19 protein-coding genes are annotated in these 22,011 nt (G+C 59.8%); 9 read left to right on the forward strand and 10 right to left on the reverse strand.

What is annotated here, in order from left to right:
• The first annotated feature begins 116 nt into the window (after positions 1-116).
• From ACM6I5_RS16090 to ACM6I5_RS16105, 4 genes are all read left to right on the forward strand, one after another.
• On the forward strand, positions 117-1,496 hold the full coding sequence (locus tag ACM6I5_RS16090) for an HD domain-containing phosphohydrolase (RefSeq protein WP_017340596.1): 1,380 nt from the start codon (positions 117-119) through the stop codon (positions 1,494-1,496).
• Positions 1,497-1,752: 256 nt separating this feature from the next.
• Complete coding sequence (locus ACM6I5_RS16095; RefSeq protein ID WP_017340595.1) at positions 1,753-2,187, forward strand: NUDIX hydrolase; 435 nt, start codon at positions 1,753-1,755, stop codon at positions 2,185-2,187.
• 24 nt (positions 2,188-2,211) lie between these two features.
• Positions 2,212-2,850: a LysE family translocator gene (locus ACM6I5_RS16100; RefSeq protein ID WP_017340594.1), complete on the forward strand. Its 639-nt coding sequence runs from the start codon at positions 2,212-2,214 to the stop codon at positions 2,848-2,850.
• A gap of 2 nt (positions 2,851-2,852) precedes the next feature.
• Entirely contained in the window at positions 2,853-3,362 is a 510-nt protein-coding gene (locus ACM6I5_RS16105; RefSeq protein ID WP_414884269.1) for a GNAT family N-acetyltransferase, read from the forward strand.
• 163 nt (positions 3,363-3,525) lie between these two features.
• Here the strand turns inward: ACM6I5_RS16105 and metR are convergent, their stop codons facing one another.
• Positions 3,526-4,443: a transcriptional regulator MetR gene (gene metR / locus ACM6I5_RS16110; RefSeq protein ID WP_017340592.1), complete on the reverse strand. Its 918-nt coding sequence runs from the start codon at positions 4,441-4,443 to the stop codon at positions 3,526-3,528.
• A gap of 121 nt (positions 4,444-4,564) precedes the next feature.
• Here metR and metE point away from each other — a divergent pair, with 121 nt between their 5' ends.
• The 5 genes from metE (at position 4,565) to ACM6I5_RS16135 (ending at position 10,567) form a co-directional block, all read left to right on the forward strand.
• Complete coding sequence (gene metE, locus ACM6I5_RS16115) at positions 4,565-6,877, forward strand: 5-methyltetrahydropteroyltriglutamate--homocysteine S-methyltransferase (RefSeq protein WP_017340591.1); 2,313 nt, start codon at positions 4,565-4,567, stop codon at positions 6,875-6,877.
• A gap of 157 nt (positions 6,878-7,034) precedes the next feature.
• Positions 7,035-8,069, forward strand: a complete 1,035-nt coding sequence (locus ACM6I5_RS16120) for an alpha/beta fold hydrolase (RefSeq protein ID WP_414884214.1) — start codon at positions 7,035-7,037, stop codon at positions 8,067-8,069.
• A gap of 134 nt (positions 8,070-8,203) precedes the next feature.
• A complete protein-coding gene (locus tag ACM6I5_RS16125; protein WP_017340589.1) occupies positions 8,204-8,869 on the forward strand; it encodes a DsbA family oxidoreductase in 666 nt (221 codons plus the stop codon).
• A 100-nt stretch (positions 8,870-8,969) separates the two neighbouring features.
• A complete protein-coding gene (locus tag ACM6I5_RS16130) occupies positions 8,970-9,665 on the forward strand; it encodes a hypothetical protein (RefSeq protein ID WP_414880574.1) in 696 nt (231 codons plus the stop codon).
• Positions 9,662-10,567: a hypothetical protein gene (locus ACM6I5_RS16135; RefSeq protein ID WP_017340587.1), complete on the forward strand. Its 906-nt coding sequence runs from the start codon at positions 9,662-9,664 to the stop codon at positions 10,565-10,567. Before ACM6I5_RS16130 ends, ACM6I5_RS16135 begins: the two co-directional genes overlap by 4 nt.
• Positions 10,568-10,699: 132 nt before the next feature.
• Here the strand turns inward: ACM6I5_RS16135 and ACM6I5_RS16140 are convergent, their stop codons facing one another.
• The 9 genes from ACM6I5_RS16140 to glpK all read right to left on the reverse strand — a co-directional run bounded on the left by ACM6I5_RS16140 (position 10,700) and on the right by glpK (position 21,999).
• Positions 10,700-12,028, reverse strand: coding sequence for a sigma-54-dependent transcriptional regulator (locus tag ACM6I5_RS16140; protein WP_017340586.1), 1,329 nt, complete (start codon positions 12,026-12,028; stop codon positions 10,700-10,702).
• Positions 12,025-13,926: a sensor histidine kinase gene (locus tag ACM6I5_RS16145; RefSeq protein ID WP_017340585.1), complete on the reverse strand. Its 1,902-nt coding sequence runs from the start codon at positions 13,924-13,926 to the stop codon at positions 12,025-12,027. The genes ACM6I5_RS16140 and ACM6I5_RS16145 overlap by 4 nt, the downstream gene beginning before the upstream one ends.
• A 234-nt stretch (positions 13,927-14,160) precedes the next feature.
• A complete protein-coding gene (locus tag ACM6I5_RS16150; RefSeq protein ID WP_017340584.1) occupies positions 14,161-14,895 on the reverse strand; it encodes an amino acid ABC transporter ATP-binding protein in 735 nt (244 codons plus the stop codon).
• The gene (locus tag ACM6I5_RS16155; RefSeq protein WP_414880576.1) at positions 14,892-15,563 is read right to left on the reverse strand and encodes an amino acid ABC transporter permease; all 672 of its coding nucleotides are present in this window, start codon (positions 15,561-15,563) and stop codon (positions 14,892-14,894) included. Before ACM6I5_RS16155 ends, ACM6I5_RS16150 begins: the two co-directional genes overlap by 4 nt.
• Positions 15,563-16,309, reverse strand: a complete 747-nt coding sequence (locus ACM6I5_RS16160; RefSeq protein ID WP_017340582.1) for an amino acid ABC transporter permease — start codon at positions 16,307-16,309, stop codon at positions 15,563-15,565. Before ACM6I5_RS16160 ends, ACM6I5_RS16155 begins: the two co-directional genes overlap by 1 nt.
• Positions 16,310-16,501: 192 nt before the next feature.
• Positions 16,502-17,416, reverse strand: a complete 915-nt coding sequence (locus tag ACM6I5_RS16165) for a glutamate/aspartate ABC transporter substrate-binding protein (RefSeq protein ID WP_031319096.1) — start codon at positions 17,414-17,416, stop codon at positions 16,502-16,504.
• A 356-nt stretch (positions 17,417-17,772) separates the two neighbouring features.
• Positions 17,773-19,311 (reverse strand): glycerol-3-phosphate dehydrogenase, encoded by a 1,539-nt coding sequence (gene glpD, locus ACM6I5_RS16170; RefSeq protein ID WP_414880577.1) that lies wholly within the window; start codon positions 19,309-19,311, stop codon positions 17,773-17,775.
• Between the two features lie 331 nt (positions 19,312-19,642).
• The gene (locus tag ACM6I5_RS16175; protein ID WP_017340579.1) at positions 19,643-20,398 is read right to left on the reverse strand and encodes a DeoR/GlpR family transcriptional regulator; all 756 of its coding nucleotides are present in this window, start codon (positions 20,396-20,398) and stop codon (positions 19,643-19,645) included.
• A 95-nt stretch (positions 20,399-20,493) separates the two neighbouring features.
• Positions 20,494-21,999 carry a glycerol kinase GlpK gene (gene glpK / locus ACM6I5_RS16180; RefSeq protein ID WP_150654075.1) on the reverse strand — a complete coding sequence of 502 codons (1,506 nt, stop codon included), beginning with the start codon at positions 21,997-21,999 and terminating at the stop codon, positions 20,494-20,496.
• Between the last annotated feature and the right edge of the window lie 12 nt (positions 22,000-22,011).

The raw sequence follows: 22,011 nt of genomic DNA on the forward strand, positions 1-22,011 counted from the left end.
AATCATTGCGGTGATGGCACGAAAATCATCTAGCCTGAAGGTCAGGATCCGGCAATAGCGGATGTTTGCCCGGATTCCGACATGATGCTGTACCCGTTTTCGCCTGAGGTAATGCCATGGAAGAGCAACTCCCCGCGACGTCCGTCTATAAACCCAAGGTGTTGCTGGTCGATGATGAGGAACCCATTCTCAACAGCCTGCGTCGCCTGTTACGGGGCCAGCCCTACGACGTGCTGCTGGCCACCAGCGGCGCCCAGGCCCTGGAAATCATGGCGCAACAGTCCATCGATCTGGTGATGAGCGATGCACGCATGCCCAACATGGACGGTGCCACGCTGCTGGCCCATATCCACCAGCTCTATCCCGATACCGTGCGGATCATGCTCACCGGTTATGCCGACCCGTCAGCCATAATCAAAGCCATCAATGAGGGGCAGATTCATCGCTACATCAGCAAGCCTTGGCACGATGAGGAAATGCTGCTGATATTGCGGCAATCACTCGCGTACCAGCATTCCGAACGTGAAAGGTTGCGTCTGGTCCAGGAAACGTGGGATCAGAACCAGGAATTGAGGCGGCTCAACACCACCCTGGACAAACGCGTCGCCTCCCGCACTGCCGAGTTGCAGCAGACCGCCGACATGCTCGACCTGGCCTATGAGGAGCTCAAGCACAGCTACGTCACCGGCACCGAGATGTTCTCGCTGCTGGCCAACCTGCGCATGCCGCCGGCCAAACAGACCAACCGCCAGATCATCGAGTTGGTGCGGGTGTACTGCAAGCTCCATGACCTGGATGCGGGCACCAGTCGCGACCTGACCATGGCCGCGGCGCTCTACAACATCGGCAAGCTCAGCTGGACCGACAGCATGATGACCGCCCCTGCGGACCTGCTGCATCACAATGATCGTGAGCGTTACCGCAATTACCCGAAGCAGAGCGAATCGCTGTTGATGACGCTCGATCCGATGAAGGATGCCGCCCGTCTGATTCTGCACCATCAGGAGCGTTGGGACGGCAGCGGTTTTCCCGACCGGCTCAAGGGTGAAGCGATTCCCGTCGGTTCGCGGTTACTGAAGCTGGCGGTGGATTTCATCGAGTTGCAGCGCGGGTTGATCCTGGAACGGCAGATGAACAGCGATGAGGCGCTGGTGTATATCCGCAGCTATGCCGGAAAACTCTATGACCCGGGGATGGTGGAGGATTTCATTCAGGTGTGCGCCGCCTACCTGAGCGATGTTTCTCTGGCCGATCCGGCGGTCAAGGTCATCACCACCCGGGAATTGGCAGCGGGGATGATCCTGGCGCGCAACCTCAATGCCGACAACGGCATGCTGCTGCTCAATGCCGGCAAGGTATTGAATGGACCGCTGGTGGAGAAGCTGATCGCCTTCGAAGCCATGGAAGGGGCGAAATACAGCATTTTCGTGAAGGTGCCGGAAGACGTGAACGGCGCGATTCTCGAGGGGGGGGAGACTTCCGACGCCTTGCACTGATCATTGTGGGAGCGAGCTTTTGTGGCGAGGGGATTTATCCCCGTTGGGTCGCGAAGCGGCCCCAAACCTGTGACTTCGGTATCTCAGACAAACCGCATCCACTTAGTTTGCGACTGCTTCGCAGCCGAACGGGGATAAATCCCCTCGCCACCAGGCTCGCGCTCAGGCGGGCTGTGTTTCGCAGAAGTTTTTCGGCGTGACCACGCGCCGGCACTCATGTGATCCTTGCGCCTTTCAGCCAAGGCCAATCCTTTTCATGACACCTTCATCCGCCGCTTCACCCCGCATCATCCGCATTGCCGCCGCCCTGTTGATCGGTCCCGACGGTCGTACCCTGCTGGTTCGCAAACGCGGTACCGAGGCCTTCATGCAACCGGGTGGCAAGATCGAGGCCCATGAACAACCGGTCTGTGCGCTGGCCCGTGAACTGGATGAAGAGCTCGGACTGGTCATTGATCCGGCGCACGCGATGTATCTGGGGCAATTCTCGGCACCGGCCGCCAATGAGCCTGGATTTATCGTGCAGGCCGATCTCTTTCAGCTGACGATCGATGCAGACGTGTCCCCGGCAGCGGAGATCGAAGAGGTGCGCTGGATCGATCCGGCGACCGACGGTGATGTCACCCTCGCGCCATTGACACGGGACCTGATCCTGCCGTTTTATCGAGCCTCGCTGACCGCGATCGCCTGATTATTCACGGACCAAGGATTGCCCATGATTCCGCTTCAAGACTTGCTGATCTTCGCCGCTGCCGCGTTGCTGATGGTACTGACGCCGGGGCCGAACATGATCTACCTGATCTCCCGTTCGATTTGCCAGGGGCGCAAGGCCGGGGTGACTTCGTTGCTCGGTGTGGTCGCCGGATTCTTCGTGCATCTGTTCGCCGCAGCGGCGGGTTTGACCGCGGTGTTCCTGGCCGTGCCGATGGCCTATGAAGTGTTGAAGTGGGCCGGGGCGCTGTACCTGATGTGGCTGGCCTGGCAGGCGGTCAAACCGGGAGCGCGGTCGCCGTTCGAGGCGCAGCAGTTGCCGCCGGATTCGTCGCGAAAATTGATCACCATGGGGTTTCTGACCAGTGCCTTGAATCCGAAGATCGCCGTGTTTTACCTGTCGGTGTTTCCGCAGTTCATCACGCCTGAGCATGGCTCTGTCTTCACCCAGAGCATCGTTCTCGGTTTGACCCAGATCAGCGTCAGTTTCTGCGTCAACCTGTTGATCGCGGTGTTTGCGGCAGGCATCGCGTCCTGGTTCGTCAACAACCCGACCTGGCTGGCGCTGCAACGCTATTTCATGGGGTTCGTGCTGTCGGCGCTGGCGGTGCGGCTGATGCTTGAGCAACGAAGGGCGGCGTGAACATGTGGATTGAACGGCTTGATGCCAGCCATGCGCTGGCCTATCGGGCGCTGATGCTCGAAGCCTACGACTTGCATCCTCAGGCGTTCACCTCCAGCGTGCGTGAGCGCGCGACGATGCCGCTGAGCTGGTGGGAGTCGCGCCTGACCAGCAAGCTCGATGTGCTGTTCGGCGCATTTGAGCAAGGGCAATTGGCAGGCATCGTCGGCCTGGCCTTCGAACCTCGTGAAAAGGCCCGGCACAAGGCGACGCTGTTCGGCCTGTACGTATCCGGCCAGGTTCGTCAGCGCGGGCTTGGTTATCAATTGGTGCAGGCGGCGCTGGCCGAGGCGCAAACCCACCCGGTCCTGAGGCTGGTTCAGCTGACCGTCACCGCCGGCAACGAAGCGGCGTTCAACTTGTACCAGCGATGCGGCTTCATCCAGTTCGGCCTGGAGCCGCTGGCGCTGCGGGTTGGTGAAGAGTACTTCGACAAGATCCACATGTGGCGGGAGGTCACCCCAGGAACTTGAGGCATAAGGCCGCTTTTGTGGCGAGGGCGCTTGCTCCCGCCGGGCTGCGAAGCGTCCCAAAAACCTGCAACCTTATTCTCTCAGGTACACCGCATAGGCTGGATTTTCGTCTGCTGCGCAGCCGAGCGGGAGCAAGCGCCCTCGCCACAGGGGACCGTATCGGCTATCGAACCGCGCTGACCCCATCCAGCGTAGAAAACGACGTGTCCTTCGCCGTCAGCAGAAAATCACGCATGTACGGCGCATCCAGCATGTCCGCGCGGATCCCTGCGTACAACGTCGCAAACAAGCCTTTCTCACCCAGCCGCTTGGCCTTCACATAGCCCCGTGAACTGTATTCATGCAGCGCCCAGTGCGGCATGCCGCACACGCCACGCCCGCTGGCTACAAGTTGCATCATCATCACCGTCAGCTCCGAGGTGCGGACCTGGGCCGGTTCGATGTCGGCCGGCTCCAGGAAACGGGTGAAAATATCCAGCCGATCACGCTCCACCGGGTAAGTGATCAAGGTCTCGGTCAGCAAATCTTCAGGAACGATATACGCCTTGTTCGCCAAACGGTGCTGATTGGCCACCGCGAGCATTGCTTCATAAGTGAACAGCGGTACATAGGTGATACCGGCAATTTCCAGCGGATCGGAGGTCACCACCAGATCCAGATCGCCACGGGCCAGGGCTGGCAACGGGGCGAAGGAGAAACCCGACGCCAGGTCCAGTTCGACTTCCGGCCACGCATCGCGGAACTGGTCGATGGTCGGCATCAGCCACTGGAAGCAGCTGTGGCATTCGATTGCCATGTGCAAGCGCCCGGCGGTGCCACCGGCCAGCCGCGCGATATCACGCTCGGCGCCGCGTAGCAGCGGCAAAGTGGCGTCGGCCAATTGCAGCAGGCGCAAACCGGCGCTGGTGAAACGCACCGGTTTGGTCTTGCGTACGAACAACGGCATGCCCATGCGCTCTTCCAGCTCCTTGAACTGGTGGGACAGGGCTGATTGCGTCAGGTGCAGACGGTCGGCGGCATCGACCAGGCTGTCGGCTTCGCGCAAGGCGTGCAGGGTCTTCAAGTGGCGGATTTCAAGCACCGGTTGGGCTCCATGAGGAAAACTTGTGATCAACACGAAAAGGTTGAGTTTGTCTCATGTTGGGTTGGCTGTCGACAATAGGGCCATGTTTTACGGCCTCTAATCTAGGAAGGAACTCACCATGGCTCTGGCCCACACACTTGGTTTTCCACGCATCGGCGCTGACCGCGAACTGAAAAAAGCCCTCGAATCCTACTGGAAGGGCGATCTCGATCAGGACGCGCTGAAAAACGTCGGTGCCCAACTGCGCGCCACCCACTGGCAATTGCAGAAAGACGCCGGCATCGACCTGCTGCCGGTCGGCGACTTCGCCTGGTACGACCAGGTGCTGACCCATTCCCTGACCTTTGGTGTGATCCCGGAGCGTTTCGACAGTGCCAAAAACGCCAACGGCCTGCCGACGCTGGACACGCTGTTCGCCATGGCCCGAGGTGCAACTGCAGCCTGCTGCGGCGGCGAACACACCAAGGCGCAATATGCACAGGAACTGACCAAGTGGTTCGATACCAACTACCACTACCTGGTCCCGGAATTCAGCGCAGACCAACAGTTCAAGCTTAGCTGGGAACAGTTGTTCGACGAAGTCGACGAAGCCCGGGCCCTTGGCCATAACGTCAAACCAGTGATCATCGGCCCGCTGACGTACCTGTGGCTGGGCAAGGCCAAAGGCAACGACTTCGACAAGCTCGACCTGCTGGAACGCCTGCTGCCGATCTACGGCGAAATCCTCGGTCGTCTCGCCGCCCAAGGCGTGGAGTGGGTGCAGATCGACGAGCCGATCCTGACCCTCGACCTGCCGCAAGAATGGAAAAATGCTTTCGAACGCGCTTATCACATCCTCCAGTATTCGCCGCTGAAAAAGCTGGTGGCGACCTACTTCAGTGGCCTGCAAGACAACCTCGGCCTGGCCGTCGGTTTGCCAGTACAAGGTTTGCACATCGATGCGGTGCGCGCCCCCGACCAACTGCTCCACGTGCTCGATCGTCTGCCGACCTACAAGATTCTCTCGGTGGGCCTGGTCAACGGCCGCAACGTCTGGCGTTGCGAACTGGAGCCGGTGCTCGCACAACTGCAATTGGCCCAGGAACGCTTTGGCGACAACCTGTGGGTCAGCAGTTCCTGCTCGTTGCTGCACAGTCCGGTGGACCTGGAGCGTGAAGACAAACTCGATCCGGAACTGAAAAGCTGGCTGGCGTTTGCCGTGCAGAAGTGTGGCGAAATCGCTGTGCTGCGTGATGCACTTAACGACCCGCAGTCGCCCAAGGTGCAAGCCGCCCTGGGCGAAAGCCGGGCGATTCAGGCCAGCCGCGCCGAGTCTCCGCGTATCCACAAAGCGCAAGTGCAAGCCCGCATCAACGCCATCGGTGCAGCCGACAGCCAGCGCCACTCGCCGTTTGCCAAACGCATCGAGCAACAGCGCACAAGGTTGAAGCTACCGGCGTTTCCGACCACCACCATCGGTTCGTTCCCGCAGACCGGTTCGATCCGCCTGGCGCGTCAGGCGTTCAAGCAAGGCAAGCTGTCGGCCAACGATTACACCGACGCCATGCACAGCGAAATCCGCCACGCCGTGCAAGTCCAGGAACGCCTGGGCCTGGATGTGCTGGTCCATGGTGAAGCCGAACGCAACGACATGGTGGAGTATTTCGCCGAGCAGCTGGACGGCTACCTGTTCACCCGTTTTGGCTGGGTACAGAGCTACGGTTCCCGTTGTGTGAAACCGGCGATCATCTACGGCGACCTGAGCCGTCCGAACGCCATGACTGTCGACTGGATCACTTATGCGCAAAGCCTGACCGACAAAGTCATGAAAGGCATGCTCACCGGTCCGGTGACCATGCTGATGTGGTCGTTCCCGCGGGAAGACGTTTCGCGCAAAGTCCAGGCGCAGCAGTTGGCGCTGGCCCTGCGTGACGAGGTGCTGGACCTGGAAAACGCCGGCATCAAGATCGTCCAGATCGACGAAGCGGCGTTCCGCGAAGGTTTGCCGCTGCGTCGGGCGCAATGGCAGGAATACCTCGATTGGGCGGTGCAAGCGTTTCGCTTGAGTGCGTCCGGTGTGCGCGATGAAACCCAGATCCACACCCACATGTGCTACAGCGAATTCAACGACGTGATCGAGGCCATCGCGGCGATGGATGCTGACGTGATCACCATTGAAACCTCGCGTTCGGACATGGAATTGCTGGAGGCCTTCGAAGCGTTCGACTACCCGAACGATATCGGCCCGGGTGTGTATGACATTCACTCGCCACGGGTGCCGGACACGGCGGAGATGGTCAAGTTGATGAGCAAGGCAGTGAAGCGGATTCCGGCGGAACGGTTGTGGGTGAACCCGGATTGCGGTCTGAAAACCCGGGCTTGGCCGGAGACGGAAGCGGCGTTGGTGAACATGGTGGCGGCGGCGCGGCAGTTGCGGAGTCAGTTGGCTTAAGCTTCTGTGGCGTCTGCCCGGACAATGAATGAAAGCGCGGTGTTGAATATGACCGTTCAGCACTCTTCATCAAACTGTCACGTAACTGTGGCAGCGCGCTTGATCAAACTTCATCAGACTCGCGCTCTACTGGGGTTCTGCGTTTCGGTGTTTTTTCATGAGTGCACGTTTTTTTTCGACAGCGGTTTTCCTGGCCGCGTTGTTGTTCGGCCTGCCGTCCTTTGCGGCCTCTCGATGTGATGTGAATGTTCCGACCGAACACGCCGATCTGGCGCAGGTGAGCCTGGCGTACCAGAGCATCGGCCGTGCCTCGGACCCGGCACTGCTGCTGGTGATGGGGCTGGGCGGGCAGTTGATTCACTGGCCGGACGAGGTGGTGGTTGCGCTCTGCCAGCAGGGCTTTCGGGTGATTCGATATGACAATCGCGATGTCGGCCTGTCCACCTGGCGACAGGCGCCGGTCGACGCCAACCTGACCTTCGAAGTGCTGCGCTACAAACTCGGTTTGCCGGTTTCGGCGCCGTATTCCCTGACGGACATGGCCGATGATGCGCTGGGTTTGATGGATGCGTTGCACGTCGATCAATTCCATGTGCTGGGCGCGAGCATGGGCGGGATGATCGCCCAGCATATGGCGGCCATGGCGCCGCAGCGGATCGAGAGTCTGACGTTGATCATGACCACTTCCGGTGCCGAAGGTTTGCCAGCGCCCAATGCGGCCTTGGTGCAGTTGCTCTCGCGCCGTGGTGCGCCGAATCGCGAAGTGGCGCTCGAGCAGCAGGCTGACTTGCTGGCAGCGCTGGGGAGTCCGACGGTGAGCGATGATCGGCAGGCCCTGCTGCATCAGGCGGCGCTGTCTTATGACCGGGCGTTCAACCCCGAGGGTGTGAAGCGCCAGATCATGGCGATCCTCGCGGAGCCAAGTCGGGTGGCGTTGCTTAATCAGTTGCGGGTGCCGACGCTGGTGGTTCATGGCACTGCCGATCCGCTGTTGCCGGTGATGCATGGGGTGCATTTGGCGGCGCATATTCACGGTAGTCAGTTGAAGCTGATTCCTGGGTTGGCCCATCGTTTTCAGGAGGCGTTTAAAGCACCGTTGCTGGCGGCGGTGTTGCCTTATCTGCAGGCTCATCGCGAAGACACTTCGCATTGGGCGCAGATTGATCCTGTGGTTGAACACAACCTTCTGTAGCACCGAAATCCACTGTGGGAACGGGGCCGGCATTCTGGCGAAGGCGGCCTGTCTCTTGCAGACAGACAACCATGCCGCTTCCACAGGTGTATCGTTCATCATTTTCGGCCTGTGTTCAGCCTGTGAGGTGTGTGATGAGTGCTCCCCTGAAGATCGATTTCGTCAGCGACGTGTCCTGCCCGTGGTGCGTTGTGGGTCTGTACGGCCTGACCCGCGCTCTGGATTTGCTGGGCGACGAGGTCCAGGCCGAAATCCGTTTCCAGCCGTTCGAGCTGAATCCGAAGATGAGCCCTGAAGGGCAGAACATCACCGAACACATCACCGAGAAATACGGTTCGACCCCGGAGCAATCGCAAAAGAACCGCGAGATGATTCGCGCACGCGGCGCCGAAGTCGGCTTTGCCTTTCGCACGGACGGTAACAGCCGCATCTACAACACTTTCGATGCTCACCGTTTGTTGTATTGGGCGGGGCTGGAAGGGTTGCAGTTCAATCTGAAGGAGGCGCTGTTCAAGGCGTATTTCACCGACGGCGGCAATCCTTCCGACCACGCTCAGTTGGCGCAGATCGCGCAAAGCGTTGGGCTGGACCGGCAGCGGGCCGAGGCGATTCTGGCATCGGACGAGTTCGCCAGGGAGGTGCGGGAGGAAGAGCAGTTGTGGCTGTCCCGCGGCGTCAGTTCGGTGCCGACCGTGGTCTTCAACGGGCAGTACGCGGTCAGCGGCGGGCAACCGGTGGAAACCTTTGTCGGGGCGATTCGACAGATCATGAGCGAGGCGAAGGGCGGCACGGTCAGTTGATCGGATCGCAGTTGAATAGAAATATATCAATATGCCACTATGGTTTCAGCCGTTCTTGCCGATATAGGCAGCAACGATTTCAATCATAGGGATTTGATCCATGACTCTTCACGCCTTTCGCACGTGGGCAGCGCTCACTTTACTCGCTTGCCTGAGCCTTACCGGCTGCGCCCACGTCCAACCGCCTGTTCCGCTGGATAAACAATTCTGGGATGCCAAGGAGCCGACCATCGGCGTTGCCATCACTGTGGTGCCGGCACCGGTGCTGGCACTGACCGGTCAACAGGGGATGCTCGATTACGCGATCAATCGGGGCGTGAACAGCAAACTCAGCGACAACGTCGAAAAATGGCAAGTGCGCGACCTGAACACGTTGCCGGATGTCATCGTCGCCAAACTGCAGGCCAAGGGCTACAAGGTCAAGAGGATCAATGAGCCGGTCGACCTGAATGTCTATAAGCAAACCAGTTTCCGCGAAGGCTACATGGGCCGGGACCTGACTCCGATCAAGGGCGCTTACGGCGTCGATCGCCTGTTGCTGGTGAATGTCTTCGCCACCGGCGCCACCCGCAGCTACTACGGATTCGTGCCGACCAGCGTGCCGATGGCGCAGGTGAGCGGGCAGGGCCTGGTGGTCGATCTGGCCGACAACAAACTGTTGTGGTTCAAACCCTTCGCGGCGGTGCAAGCGGCTCAGGGCGAGTGGGATGAGCCGACCTACACCAACCTGTCCAATGCCTTCTACCAGGCCATGGACAATAGTCGTCAGCAAATGATCACACCGTTCGAGCAATGAAGCGCTCGATCATGGGGGCCAGTGCGCTGGCCCTGCTGGTGCTCGCCGGTTGCGCGCAGAAACCGGCGCCCGAGGCCGGTTTCAAGTCGCAGAGTGCCGCGTCCTACGTCCAGGCTCATGGACTGAAAGTGGACATGCAACTGCCGCAGGCGTTTGTCGGTGCCAGCACGGTGATTGACGCCGAGGCGGCGCAGAAGGCGGCTTCGTCGAGTCATAACCTGGTGGCGGGTGCCAATGCGGCAGGACTGGCAGGTTTGCTGGTGGCGAGCCTGATCAACACTCAGATGGGCAGCGGCAGCTTGCAGCGCGATGCGGAAAACTCTGCGCTCAAGGATTCGCGTCCGATGGCCGACCTGCTCGCCGGCGTGCCATTGCAGGAACGTCTGCAACAGCGCTATCAACAAGCGTCGCAAGTGGCCGGGCTGAAACAAGGTGAGGGGCAAGTCACCGCGCGGCTGGTGATCGAACCGAAACTGATGCTCACCCCCGATCGCGGCAGCTTTGTGCTGGTCAATCAGGTGCAGGTCCAGGACATTGCCGGTTCGGCGCTGTACCGCATGCGCATTGAAGTGGCGAGCCAGCCAGTTCGGCGTTGCGGCAAGCAATGCATCGACGACGGCACTCTGGATCTGGCGAGGGTCACGGCCGTGCTCGACGAGTGCATCGACGAGTCCATGCGTGTTTTAGCCACCGACCTGATGCTGCCGGCACCGCCGGAGGCCGCCCAGGAAACCTTGCGGTATGTGCTCGATGGCCAGCGTGTGGTCGAGCGCGGTTATCAGTTGGCGAATAACGGCACCTATTGGCGTTATCGCAACCTCTACGGCGCAGTGAAGTCAGTGCCGGTGCCGTTCGAGGATGCGCTGACGCAAGCGCAGTTGCAGAAGGTTTACGGGCAGTAAAACGCAGAACCTGCAGGAGCGATCGGTGCGGTGATCCGACGTGCCGGCGAAGGCGACGGAACAGTCATGAAGTGTCTGACACGCCGTCTTCGTCGGAACACCGCCCGGAGCCAGCCTTGAGCATCAGGTCCGTCAGTGGCTCAGCCCGTACTTCTTCACTTTGTCGAACAGGGTGGTTTTGGCCATGCCCAGTTCCAGGCTGGCCTGGGTCAGGTTGCCGCCGCTGCGTTGCAAGGCGTCGCTGAGCAGGTTGCGTTCGAAGGCTTCCACCGCTTCGGCGAAGGCCAGGCCCTGATTGCTGCCGCTGGTACCGGTTTTCTTGAAGGCCGGCAGGCCGAGGGCAAAACGCTCGGCGACGTTGCGCAGTTCGCGCACGTTGCCCGGCCAGTCGTGGCTCATCAGGTTTGACAGGGTCTGGTTGTCCAGCTCCGGCACCGCGCGGTCGAAGCGCAAGGACGACTGCTGCAGGAAGTGTTCGAACAGTTGCAGGATGTCTTCGCGGCGTTCGCGCAGCGGCGGCAGTTCCAGGGTCACCACATTCAGGCGGTAATACAGGTCGCTGCGGAATTCGCCAGCCTTGCTCGACTCGTCGAGGTCGGATTTGGTCGCCGCGATCACCCGGCAATCCACCGCCACACTCTGGTTCGAGCCGAGGCGTTCGAGGGTGCGTTCCTGCAACACCCGCAGCAGTTTGATCTGCAACGGCAGCGGCATGCTTTCCACTTCGTCGAGGAACAGCGTACCGCCGTCGGCGTGTTCGATCTTGCCGATCCGCCGCTTGCCGGCGCCGGTGAAGGCGTTGGCTTCGTGGCCGAAGATTTCACTTTCGAACAGGTTCTCCGGCAGTCCACCGCAGTTCAGCGCGACGAACTGCTTGGTGTGACGCCGACTGAAGTCGTGCAGGCAGCGTGCGACAAGTTCCTTGCCGGTGCCGGTTTCGCCTTCGATCAGCACGTTGGCCGAAGTGTCGGCGACGTTGGCGATCAATTCCCGCAGGTTCTGCATCGCTGGCGAGCGGCCGATGATCCGGCCTTCCAGGGAATCCCGTTCCGCCAGTTGCCGACGCAGCGAAGACACTTCCCGCGCCAGGCTGCGTTGTTCCAGCGCACGACGTGCGACATCCACCAGCCGTTCCGGGGAGAAGGGTTTCTCCATGAAATCATAGGCGCCTTTCTGCATTGCGCCGACGGCCATGGAGATGTCGCCGTGGCCGGTAATCAGCACCACCGGCAGGCTGCGATCGCGAGCCTTGAGCCGGGTCAGGAGTTCGAGGCCGTCGATGCCGGGCAGGCGAATATCGCTGATGACGATGCCGGCAAAATTGTCGCCGACCCGCTCCAGCGCTTCTTCGGCACTGCCCACGCCGACGCAGGGAATGTCTTCCAGGGTCAGCGCCTGTTGGCAGCCGAGCAGCACATGGGGGTCGTCTTCGACGATCAGCACACTAAGGTCGTTGTTCATATTGGCTCGGCAGGAGTAGGGCTTACCAACGGTAAACTGAGGACGAAGGTGGTACCACCGCTGGCCGGGTGCTCGACACCCAAATGTCCGCCCGTCGCGGCGGCCAGGCTGGCGGAAAGGGTCAGGCCTAGGCCCAGACCCTGCTCACCGGGTTTGGTGGTGAAGAACGGTTCGAACAGGTGCTTGCGCGCTTCGGCGTCGATGCCATGACCGTTGTCGCGGACCCGCAGGCGATATTTGCCATCGAACTCTTCGCCTTCAAGCCACAGCTCCGGTTGGGGCTGCGACTGCATGGCATCGAGGGCGTTGCCGATCAGGTTGACCAGAATCTGCTCCAGGCGGGTCTGGTCAATCTGCACCTGTACGTCGGCGAATTCTCGATGCAATTGCAGCGGGACACTTTCCACGCGTCCGCCGAGCAGTTGCAGCGCGGCGTCCATTGCTTTGCCGAGGCAGGCCTGGCCCTTGTCGTCGCCGCGCCGGGCAAAGGAGCGCAGGCTGGCGGTGATCCGGCCCATGCGATCGATCAGTTCGTTGATGGTCTTGAGGTTGGTGCTGGCCACATCCAGTTGCCCGCGCTCGAGAAAGCGCACGGTGTTGCCGGACAAGGTGCGTAGCGCCGCCAGCGGTTGATTCAATTCGTGGGCGATGCTGGTGGACATCTGGCCGATGGCGGCGAGTTTTCCGGCCTGCACCAGCTCATCCTGGGCGCGCCGCAATGTCTCTTCGGCCTGACGGCGTTCGCGGATCTGACCCTTGAGTCGCTCGTTGCTGGCGCGCAGATCGGTGGTGCGTTCGGTAATCCGACGCTCCAGTTGATTGTTGGCTTCCTGCAAGGCTTCCCGGGCGGCGAGGCGGGTGGCGATCACCTTGCGGCGCTCGTTCCAGGCAATCAGCAGGAACGCCACCAGGGCAAACGCCACGGCCACCAGAATCCCCTGATTGATCGCTTCGCGACGCAAATCCTGCAGCGGCGTGAGCAGGGTGAAATTCCACGGGGTGTCGCTCAAGGGGCGGGTTTGCGAGAGGTAACTGATGTCCTCTTCGTCGGACTCCACTTCGCTGTTGGCCGGGAAGGTCAGTTTTTCCTCGCCTTCGGCCAGTTTTTCCCGGGCCAGCGGTTGCAGTTCGTTCAGTGGAAACCAGTAGTACTGAAGACTGCGGGCGAGTTTCTCCTTGGTCTCGTCGCTCAGTGGCACGACTGATTTCAGCCGGCGCGCCGGATCGCTGGAGAGAATGATGATGCCGTTTTCGTCGCTGACAAAGGCTTCGAGGCGCGCGCGCTGCCAGCGTTCTTCCATGGCTTCGAGGCGGACTTTGACCACCGCGACACCGATGATCTTGCCGTGTTCTTCCAGGCCATGGGCCAGGTAATAACCGGGTTCGCCGTTGGTGCTGCCGATGCCATAGAAACGGCCCGGCTGGCCGCGCACGGCGTTCTGGAAGTAGGCGCGGAAGGACAGGTCTTCACCGAGGTAACTGTCGACGTCGCGCCAGTTGCTGGTGGCCATGACACGACCGGTGGTGTCCATCACGTAGATGGCCCGACTGCGGCTGCGCCGGTTCAGGCCTTCGAGGTATTCATTGACCGTTTGCCGGTGTTCCGGAGACGGGTCGGCCAACAGCTTCGAGACGCTGGATTCGAGTTCCAGCAAGCTGGGCAGGTAGGTGTATTTGCTGATCTCGCTCTCGACGGCGCGGGCGTGCAGTTCGAGCTGACGCTGGCCGTTCTCGCTGAGGCTGCGGATTCCGTAGTGCTCACTGACCCAGAAGCCGAGAAAACCCAATCCGATCATCAGGGCGATGACCAGCGGCGGCAGGAACAGATGGCGGATCAGACGGGGTTTCACGGCGAGTGATGGCTTTGCTGCGCGATAGAGAGTGGGGTCGCATTTCATCACAGATGCCTTGGGTCAACCAGCTTGGCAACGGGCTTGCTCTGGTTTCCAGTCGAGCGCGAAACCTGTGGCGAGGGAGCTTGCTCCCGCTCGGCTGCGAAGCAGTCGTAAAACCGGTAAATGCGGTGTGTCAGATACATGCATTTGCCGGGTTTGGGGCCGCTTCGCGACCCAGCGGGAGCAAGCTCCCTCGCCACAAGAGCAATCCTGCCCTCCTGAGAGAGCAGTACCGTTTTAGTGCTGCAGAATCTTGGCGAGGAAATGCTGGGTACGCTCGGCACGGTGGCTGATGTCGCCGAAGAACTCCTCTTTCTTGCAGTCTTCGATGATTTTGCCGGCGTCCATGAAGATCACCCGGTCCGCCACTTTACGGGCGAAGCCCATTTCGTGGGTCACGCACATCATGGTCATGCCTTCGTGGGCCAGTTGCACCATCACGTCGAGTACTTCATTGACCATTTCAGGGTCGAGCGCCGAGGTCGGTTCGTCAAACAGCATGACGATCGGGTCCATCGCCAGTGCACGGGCAATCGCCACACGCTGTTGCTGACCACCGGAGAGCTGGCCCGGATGCTTGTGAGCGTGGGCCGAGAGACCCACGCGCTCGAGCAATTGCAGGCCTTTCTTGGTGGCCTCTTCCTTGCTGCGGCCCAACACCTTGATCTGCGCGATGGTCAGGTTTTCGGTGATGGTCAGGTGCGGGAACAGCTCGAAATGCTGGAACACCATGCCCACGCGAGAGCGCAGTTTCGGCAGGTTGGTCTTCGGGTCGGCGATGGACGTGCCGTCGACCACGATGTCGCCTTTCTGGAACGGTTCCAGCGCGTTGACGCATTTGATCAAGGTGGACTTGCCGGAGCCGGAAGGGCCGCAAACCACGATCACTTCGCCTTTTTTGACCTCGGTGCTGCAGTCAGTCAGTACCTGGAAGTCGCCATACCACTTGTTGACATTCTTGATAGAGATCATACGGCAAACCTTTTTTGCAGACGCTTGACCAGCAGCGAGGCGGCAAAGCTGATTGTGAAGTACACGAGACCTGCGAAGATCAGGAACTCATTCGAGCGGCCGATGATGTCGCCACTGGCACGCGAGGCATTGAGGAAGTCCACCAGACCGACCGCATACACCAGTGAGGTGTCCTGAAACAGAATGATGCTCTGTTGCAACAGCAGCGGGGTCATCTTGCGGAACGCTTGCGGCAGGATGATCAGACGCATCATCTGGCCGTACGTCATGCCCAGGGCTTGGGCAGCGCCCATCTGGCCTTTGGGAATCGACTGCACGCCAGCGCGGACGATTTCGCAGAAGTACGCCGCTTCGAACATCATGAAGGCCACGATGCATGAAGCGAACGCGCCGATCGGCGTGTCTTCGCCAGTGATCCAGCGCAGCACGAACGGCACCGCCAGGTAGAACCAGGTGATGACCAGCAGGAGCGGGATCGAACGGAAGTAGTTAACGTAGGCGCCGGCAAGGTTCGACAGCAGTTTGCTGTGGGACAGGCGCATCAGCGCGAGGACCGTGCCGAGGATGATGCCGCCGATAACGCCCAGCGCCATCAGTTGCAGGGTCATCACCATGCCGTTCCACAGTCCTGGCAGGGACGGGATGATGCCCGAGAAGTCGAATTCCATCATTTACCCCCTACGGAGATCAGGCCCGGTACGGCGACTTTCTTCTCGACCAGGCGCATCAGCAGCATCAGGCCCATGTTCAGGGTGAAGTAGATCAGCGTTGCCAGGGTGAAGGCTTCGAACAGGTTCGCGGAAAACTCGGCGGTCTGTTTGGTCTGTGCGAGCAACTCCATCAGACCGATCAGCGAGGCGACGGAGGTGTTCTTGAACACGTTCAAGAATTCCGAGGTGAGCGGCGGAATGATGATCCGGTAAGCCTGGGGCAGCAGCACGTTCCAGTAGATCTGTGGCAGCTTGAAGCCCATGGCGCGAGCAGCGGCTTCCTGGCCTTTCGGCAATGCCTGAATGCCTGTGCGTACTTGTTCGCAAACGCGTGCCGTGGTGAACAGGCCCAGGCAGACAACAACGCTGAGGAACGCCGAGGTGGTCGGGTTCAGGTCCTGTTTGTACCAGTCCTGCAGGTTTTGTGGCAGCAGGTCGGGCACCAGGAAGTACCAGATGAATAGCTGCACCAGCAGCGGCACGTTACGAAACAGTTCGACGTAGCAGGTTGCGATGCCCGACACGATGCGATTCGGTACGGTGCGCATGACGCCCAGGATCGAGCCCAGCGTCAGGGCGATGATCCAGGCCACGATGGCGATGGCGATGGTCCAGCCCAGGCCGGTGAGGTACCAGTCGAAATAAATTTCGCTGCCCACGCCGGTAGACTTGAAGAACACGCCCCAGTCCCAGTTGTAATTCATTAGGGTCTCCCCTCGGATTCGATCGATGTACTAGTGCCCGCCTGGGGAAGCTCCGTTCCCGCCCGACTTGAGAGTCAGGCACACGCGATCGGCTCGACAGCCGCCTGTTCGAGTGTTTCCAGAAATGCCAGCAGGGAGTGACAACCTCCTGAAAGAGTAGTAGCCCTCTCAGGAGGTAAGGTTAGTCAGAAATCAGGATTTCTTGTCGTCAGCCGCTTTATCGGTCGGATTGGCGATCAGGGCCTTGAGCTCGTCGCTCATCGGGAACATCAGGTTCAGGCCTTTAGGCGGGATTGGCTGCATGAACCATTTTTCGTAGATCTTGTTGATCTCGCCGGATTTGTAGGTCGCCACAATGGCGTCGTCTACAGCCTTCTTGAACGGCTCGTCGCCCTTGCGGACCATGCAGCCGTAGATTTCGTAGGATTGTGCAGTGCCCGTCACAGCCCAGTCAGTCGGCTTCTTGGCCTTGGCCATTTCACCGGCCAGCAGTGCGTCGTCCATCATGAACGCAACGGCACGACCCGATTCCAGCATCTGGAAGGATTCGCCGTGGTCCTTGGCGGAGATGACATTCATGCCCATCTGCTTGTCGGCGTTCATCGACTTCAGAATACGCTCGGACGTGGTGCCCGCTGTGGTCACTACGTTCTTGCCTTTCAGATCGGCGAAGTCTTTGTACGGCGAATCCTTCTTGGCCAGCAGCTTGGTGCCGATTTCGAAGATGCCGACGGAGAAGTCAACTTGCTGCTGACGCTCGACGTTGTTGGTGGTGGAACCGCATTCCAGGTCCACGGTGCCGTTCTGCACCAGCGGAATACGGGTTTGCGAGGTCACCAGGTTGTATTTGACCTGAAGGTTAGGCAGGTCCAGGTCTTTCTTGATCGCTTCAACAATTTTCAGCTGGATATCGTGGGAGTAGCCAACCGGTTTGCCGGAAGCGTCCGCGATATAGGAAAACGGAATGGAAGCGTCACGATGCCCGAGGGTGATGGTGCCGGACTCTTTGATCTTCTTCAGTGTGCCGGTGAGTTCGGCAGCGAAAACTGGAGTGGTAATCAGAGCGGCAGCAATGGCTGCGCCCAGGATATGGGGAACGATGCGCATCAAATTTTCCTCGACATTGTTTTTTTTATGGAGCCAGTTCATCGGCCCTTTTGTGCTTCGAATGTCCGTCGGCTTCTAAGGACCGCGCAACAAGCATTCGTCCAAAAGTGTAGAGCATGACTCGTGCCAGACCAGTTGCTTAAGGTCAACTCATTGATTTATAACGATATTAAATATTCATGGCGTGTCATTTTGGGTTAGAGAATCCGGTTAACCGAATAGACCGACAAGTCGCGTTCGGAAAACCGAACGAAATCTTGTGCCTGCATATTCTCTGCGGGAGCGAGGGAGCGACATGAATGCAAAAAAGCCCCTGAATCGCGAGATTCAGGGGCTTTCGTTTAGCGCGGATGAGATCAGGCCGCTTCGATCTTGCTGCGGTTCTGCTCGACCTTGCTCAGATAATCCGCGAGCTTCTGTTGCTCATCCGGGGTGGTGAACAACCCTAGCTTGCTGCGGCGCCACAGAATGTCATGCGCCGTGGTCGCCCACTCTTCGCTGCACAGGTAATCGATTTCGCGGGTGTAGAGACCGCCGCCAATGTGTTCGCCCAGATCGCTGAGGCTCTGCACGCCTTCGAGCATGCGCCACGTGCGGCTGCCGTAGGTCGTGGCCCAGCGGCGGGAAATTTCAGTCGGCACCCAGTCGAACTGGTCACGAATCCGTGAGCTCAGCGCCTGCGGGGTGGTCATGTCTTCGCCGCCCGGCAGGGTCGCGGTGGCGGTCCAGCTCGGCTTGATGTGGGTGAAGTACGGCGCCAGTTGTGCCAGCGCCGACTCGGCCAGTTTGCGGTAGGTGGTCAGCTTGCCACCGAACACCGACAGCAGCGGCGCTTCTTCGCCCGTGCCCGACAAGGCCAGGGTGTAATCGCGGGTGACGGCCGACGGATTGTCGGATTCGTCATTGCACAGCGGACGAACACCGGAATAGCTGTGCAGGATGTCGTCGCGGCTGATCTGCTTTTTGAAGTGAGCGTTGACCACTTTCAACAGGTAATCGGTTTCACCTTCGGTGATTGCGACCTTCGCCGGATCGCCGGTGTATTCGCGGTCGGTGGTGCCGATCAGGGTGAAGTGGTTCAGGTACGGGATGGTGAACACGATGCGCTGATCTTCGTTTTGCAGAATATGCGCGTGTTCGCCTTCGTACAGCTTCGGCACGATCAGGTGGCTGCCCTGGATGAGGCGGATGCCATAGGGCGATTCCATTTTCAGGTCGTCACGAATGAACTTGGCGACCCACGGGCCGGCCGCATTCACCAGCGCCTTGGCGCGAATCGAAAACAGACTGCCGTCGGCGCGTTCCAGGTGCAGGTGCCACAGGCCTTTGGTGCGACGAGCGCTGACGCAACGGGTCTGGGTGTGAACGTGGGCGCCTTTCTCGCGGGCGGCCATGGCATTCAGTACCACCAGGCGAGCATCGTCGACCCAGCAATCGGAATACTCGAAGCCTTTGGTGATTTCGCTTTTCAGCGGGCTGTCCGGGCCGAACTTCAGGCTTTTCGAACCTTCCAGTTTTTCCCGTTTGCCCAGGTTGTCATAAAGGAACAGACCGGCGCGGATCATCCACGCCGGACGCAGGTGCGGACGGTGCGGCAGCACGAAACGCATTTGCTTGACGATGTGTGGCGCCTTGGCCAACAACACTTCGCGCTCCGCAAGGGCTTCACGTACCAGGCGGAATTCGTAATGTTCGAGGTAGCGCAGGCCACCGTGGATCAGTTTGCTGCTGGCCGACGAGGTGTGGCTGGCAAGATCATCCTTTTCGCAAAGGAACACCGAAAGACCGCGGCCGGCGGCATCCGCTGCGATCCCCACGCCATTGATCCCGCCACCGATGACGGCAATGTCGTAGACCTCAGCGAGAGGGGGCGTAGGCAAGGTAGAAGTGGGCATCGGCTGGCCTCGGGCTTTTATGATTTTCGGTATTGGATTTCGAACATAAATGTTCATTTGCGAAAATGGTAGCCCATAAAGACGCACACAGCCAGTCAACTTCGATTGAAAATACTGATCGAAGGGCCGTCAAAGGAAAATTTCCGAACATTAATGATGCTGTTGGAGGCTTTTGTGGCGAGGGAGCTCTTGCTCCCGCTGGGCTGCGAAGCAGCCTGAACCGGCGAACGCGGTTTTTCAGGGGGAGCATGTTGTCTGAACTGCGTCTGCTGCGCAGCCGAACGGGAGCAAGCTCCCTCGCCGCAGGGGAGCGTGGTGTTTTCGAAAGGGGTTAAACCACTTCGAGTCGAATCTTGTGCTGACTCAACAACTGCGCCAACGCCGGCACAGGCTGCTGATCCGTCACCAGGCAATCGATCAAACTGATCGGCCCCAGGCGAACCATGGCGTTGCGCCCGAACTTGCTGGAGTCCGCCGCCAGAATCACCTGCCGGGCATTGGCAATGATCGCTTGCGACACCCGTACTTCCTGGTAGTCGAAGTCCAGCAGGCTGCCGTCTTCATCGATACCGCTGATGCCGACCAAGGCAAAATCGACCTTGAACTGGTTAATGAAGTCGACACTCGCCTGACCGACCACCCCTCCGTCACGCCGCACATTGCCACCGGTCAGCAGGACATCGAAGTCGTCCTTGGCGCTGAGCATCGAGGCCACGTGCAGGTTATTGGTGATGATCTTCAGGTGATTGTGGTTGAGCAGCGCCCGGGCAATCGATTCGGTCGTGGTGCCGATGTTGATGAACAGCGAGGCGTGATCGGGGATCTGGGCGGCAATGGCTTCGCCGATACGCTGCTTTTCATCGCGCATCTGATCGGCGCGCATGGCGTAGGCGGTGTTTTCGACACTGGAATCGTAGGCCGCGCCGCCATGGTAGCGACGCAACAAATTGGCTTCCGCGAGCTGATTGATGTCGCGGCGGATGGTTTGCGGTGTAACGACGAACAGCGTGGCCATTTCCTCGATGCTGACATAGCCGCGTTCGCGAACCAGTTCGAGGATTTGCTGCTGACGGGGAGGCAGATTCATGGGGCTTCCTTTGGGCTGCCGTGCAAAATTTGCCCATGATGCCGCAGGAATCTGCTCCCTACCAGTTACATACAGATACGAGTACTTACGTTGGCTTATTCAGCGCCTTCATGAGGTTCCCAATCACGCGTGCGGCTGACCGCTTTTTTCCAGCCGGCGTAGAGTTTTTCCTTCGCGGTTTCGTCCAGCGTCGGTTCGAATTCACGCTCGATCACCGCCTTGCCGCGCAGCTCTTCCAGGCTGCCCCAGAAACCACACGCCAGACCGGCGAGGTAAGCGGCGCCCAGCGCGGTGGTTTCGCGCATTTGCGGACGCTCGACCTGGGTGCCGAGGATGTCGGCCTGGAACTGCATCAGGAAATTGTTCGCCACCGCGCCGCCATCCACGCGCAGGGCTTTCAGGCGCTCGCCGGAATCCTGTTGCATGGCGTCGAGCACGTCGCGGGTCTGGTAGGCAATCGACTCCAGCGCTGCACGAATGATGTGATCCACGCGTACGCCGCGGGTCAGTCCGAACAGTGCGCCACGGGCATACGGGTCCCAATACGGTGCGCCCAGACCGGTGAAGGCCGGTACCAGGTACACGCCATTGCTGTCCTTGACCTTGTTGGCGAAGTATTCGGTGTCGTGGGCGTCATTGATGATTTTCAATTCATCACGCAGCCACTGAACGGTTGAGCCACCGTTGAAGACAGCGCCTTCCAGTGCGTAGGCCACTTCGCCACGCGGACCGCAGGCGATAGTGGTCAGCATGCCGTGCTTGGATTTCACGGCTTTGTCGCCAGTGTTCATCAGCAGGAAGCAACCGGTGCCGTAGGTGTTTTTCGCCTGGCCTGGCTCAACGCACATCTGGCCGAAGAGGGCGGCCTGCTGGTCGCCCGCGATACCGCCGATGGCGATGCCGCTTTTGGTGTGGCCGTAGATTTCCGACGAGGACTTAACTTCCGGCAGCATTTCGCGCGGAATATCCAGCACCTCCAGCATCTTCGCATCCCACTCCAGGGTGTGGATGTTGAAGAGCATGGTGCGTGAGGCGTTGGTGTAGTCGGTGACGTGCACTTTGCCGCCGGTAAATTTCCAGATCAGCCAGCTGTCGACGGTGCCGAACAGCAACTCGCCCTTGCGCGCACGTTCACGGCTGCCTTCGACGTTGTCGAGGATCCACTTGAGTTTGGTGCCGGAGAAGTACGGGTCGGTGACCAGACCGGTGGTTTCGCTGATGTATTGCTCGTGGCCGTCACGCTTGAGTTGCTGGCAGATCTCGGTGCTGCGGCGGCACTGCCAGACGATCGCGTTGTAGATCGGGCGGCCGGTGGTCTTGTCCCAGACCACGGTGGTTTCACGTTGGTTGGTGATGCCGATCGCCGCGACCTGGTCGTGATGCAGGCCGGCTTGCGCCAGGGCCTCGACCATCACGGCGCTTTGGGTGGCGAAGATTTCCATCGGGTCGTGTTCGACCCAACCGGCTTGCGGATAATGCTGGGCGAATTCGCGCTGGGCCGTGCAAACCACGTTCGCGTCGCGGTCGAAAATGATCGCGCGGGAACTGGTCGTACCCTGATCGAGGGCAATGATGTAGTTCTTATTCTGAATGTCGGTCATGTCGATTGCCTT

Source organism: Pseudomonas sp. IT-P171, from assembly GCF_949767765.1.
GTDB lineage: Bacteria > Pseudomonadota > Gammaproteobacteria > Pseudomonadales > Pseudomonadaceae > Aquipseudomonas > Aquipseudomonas fluorescens_B.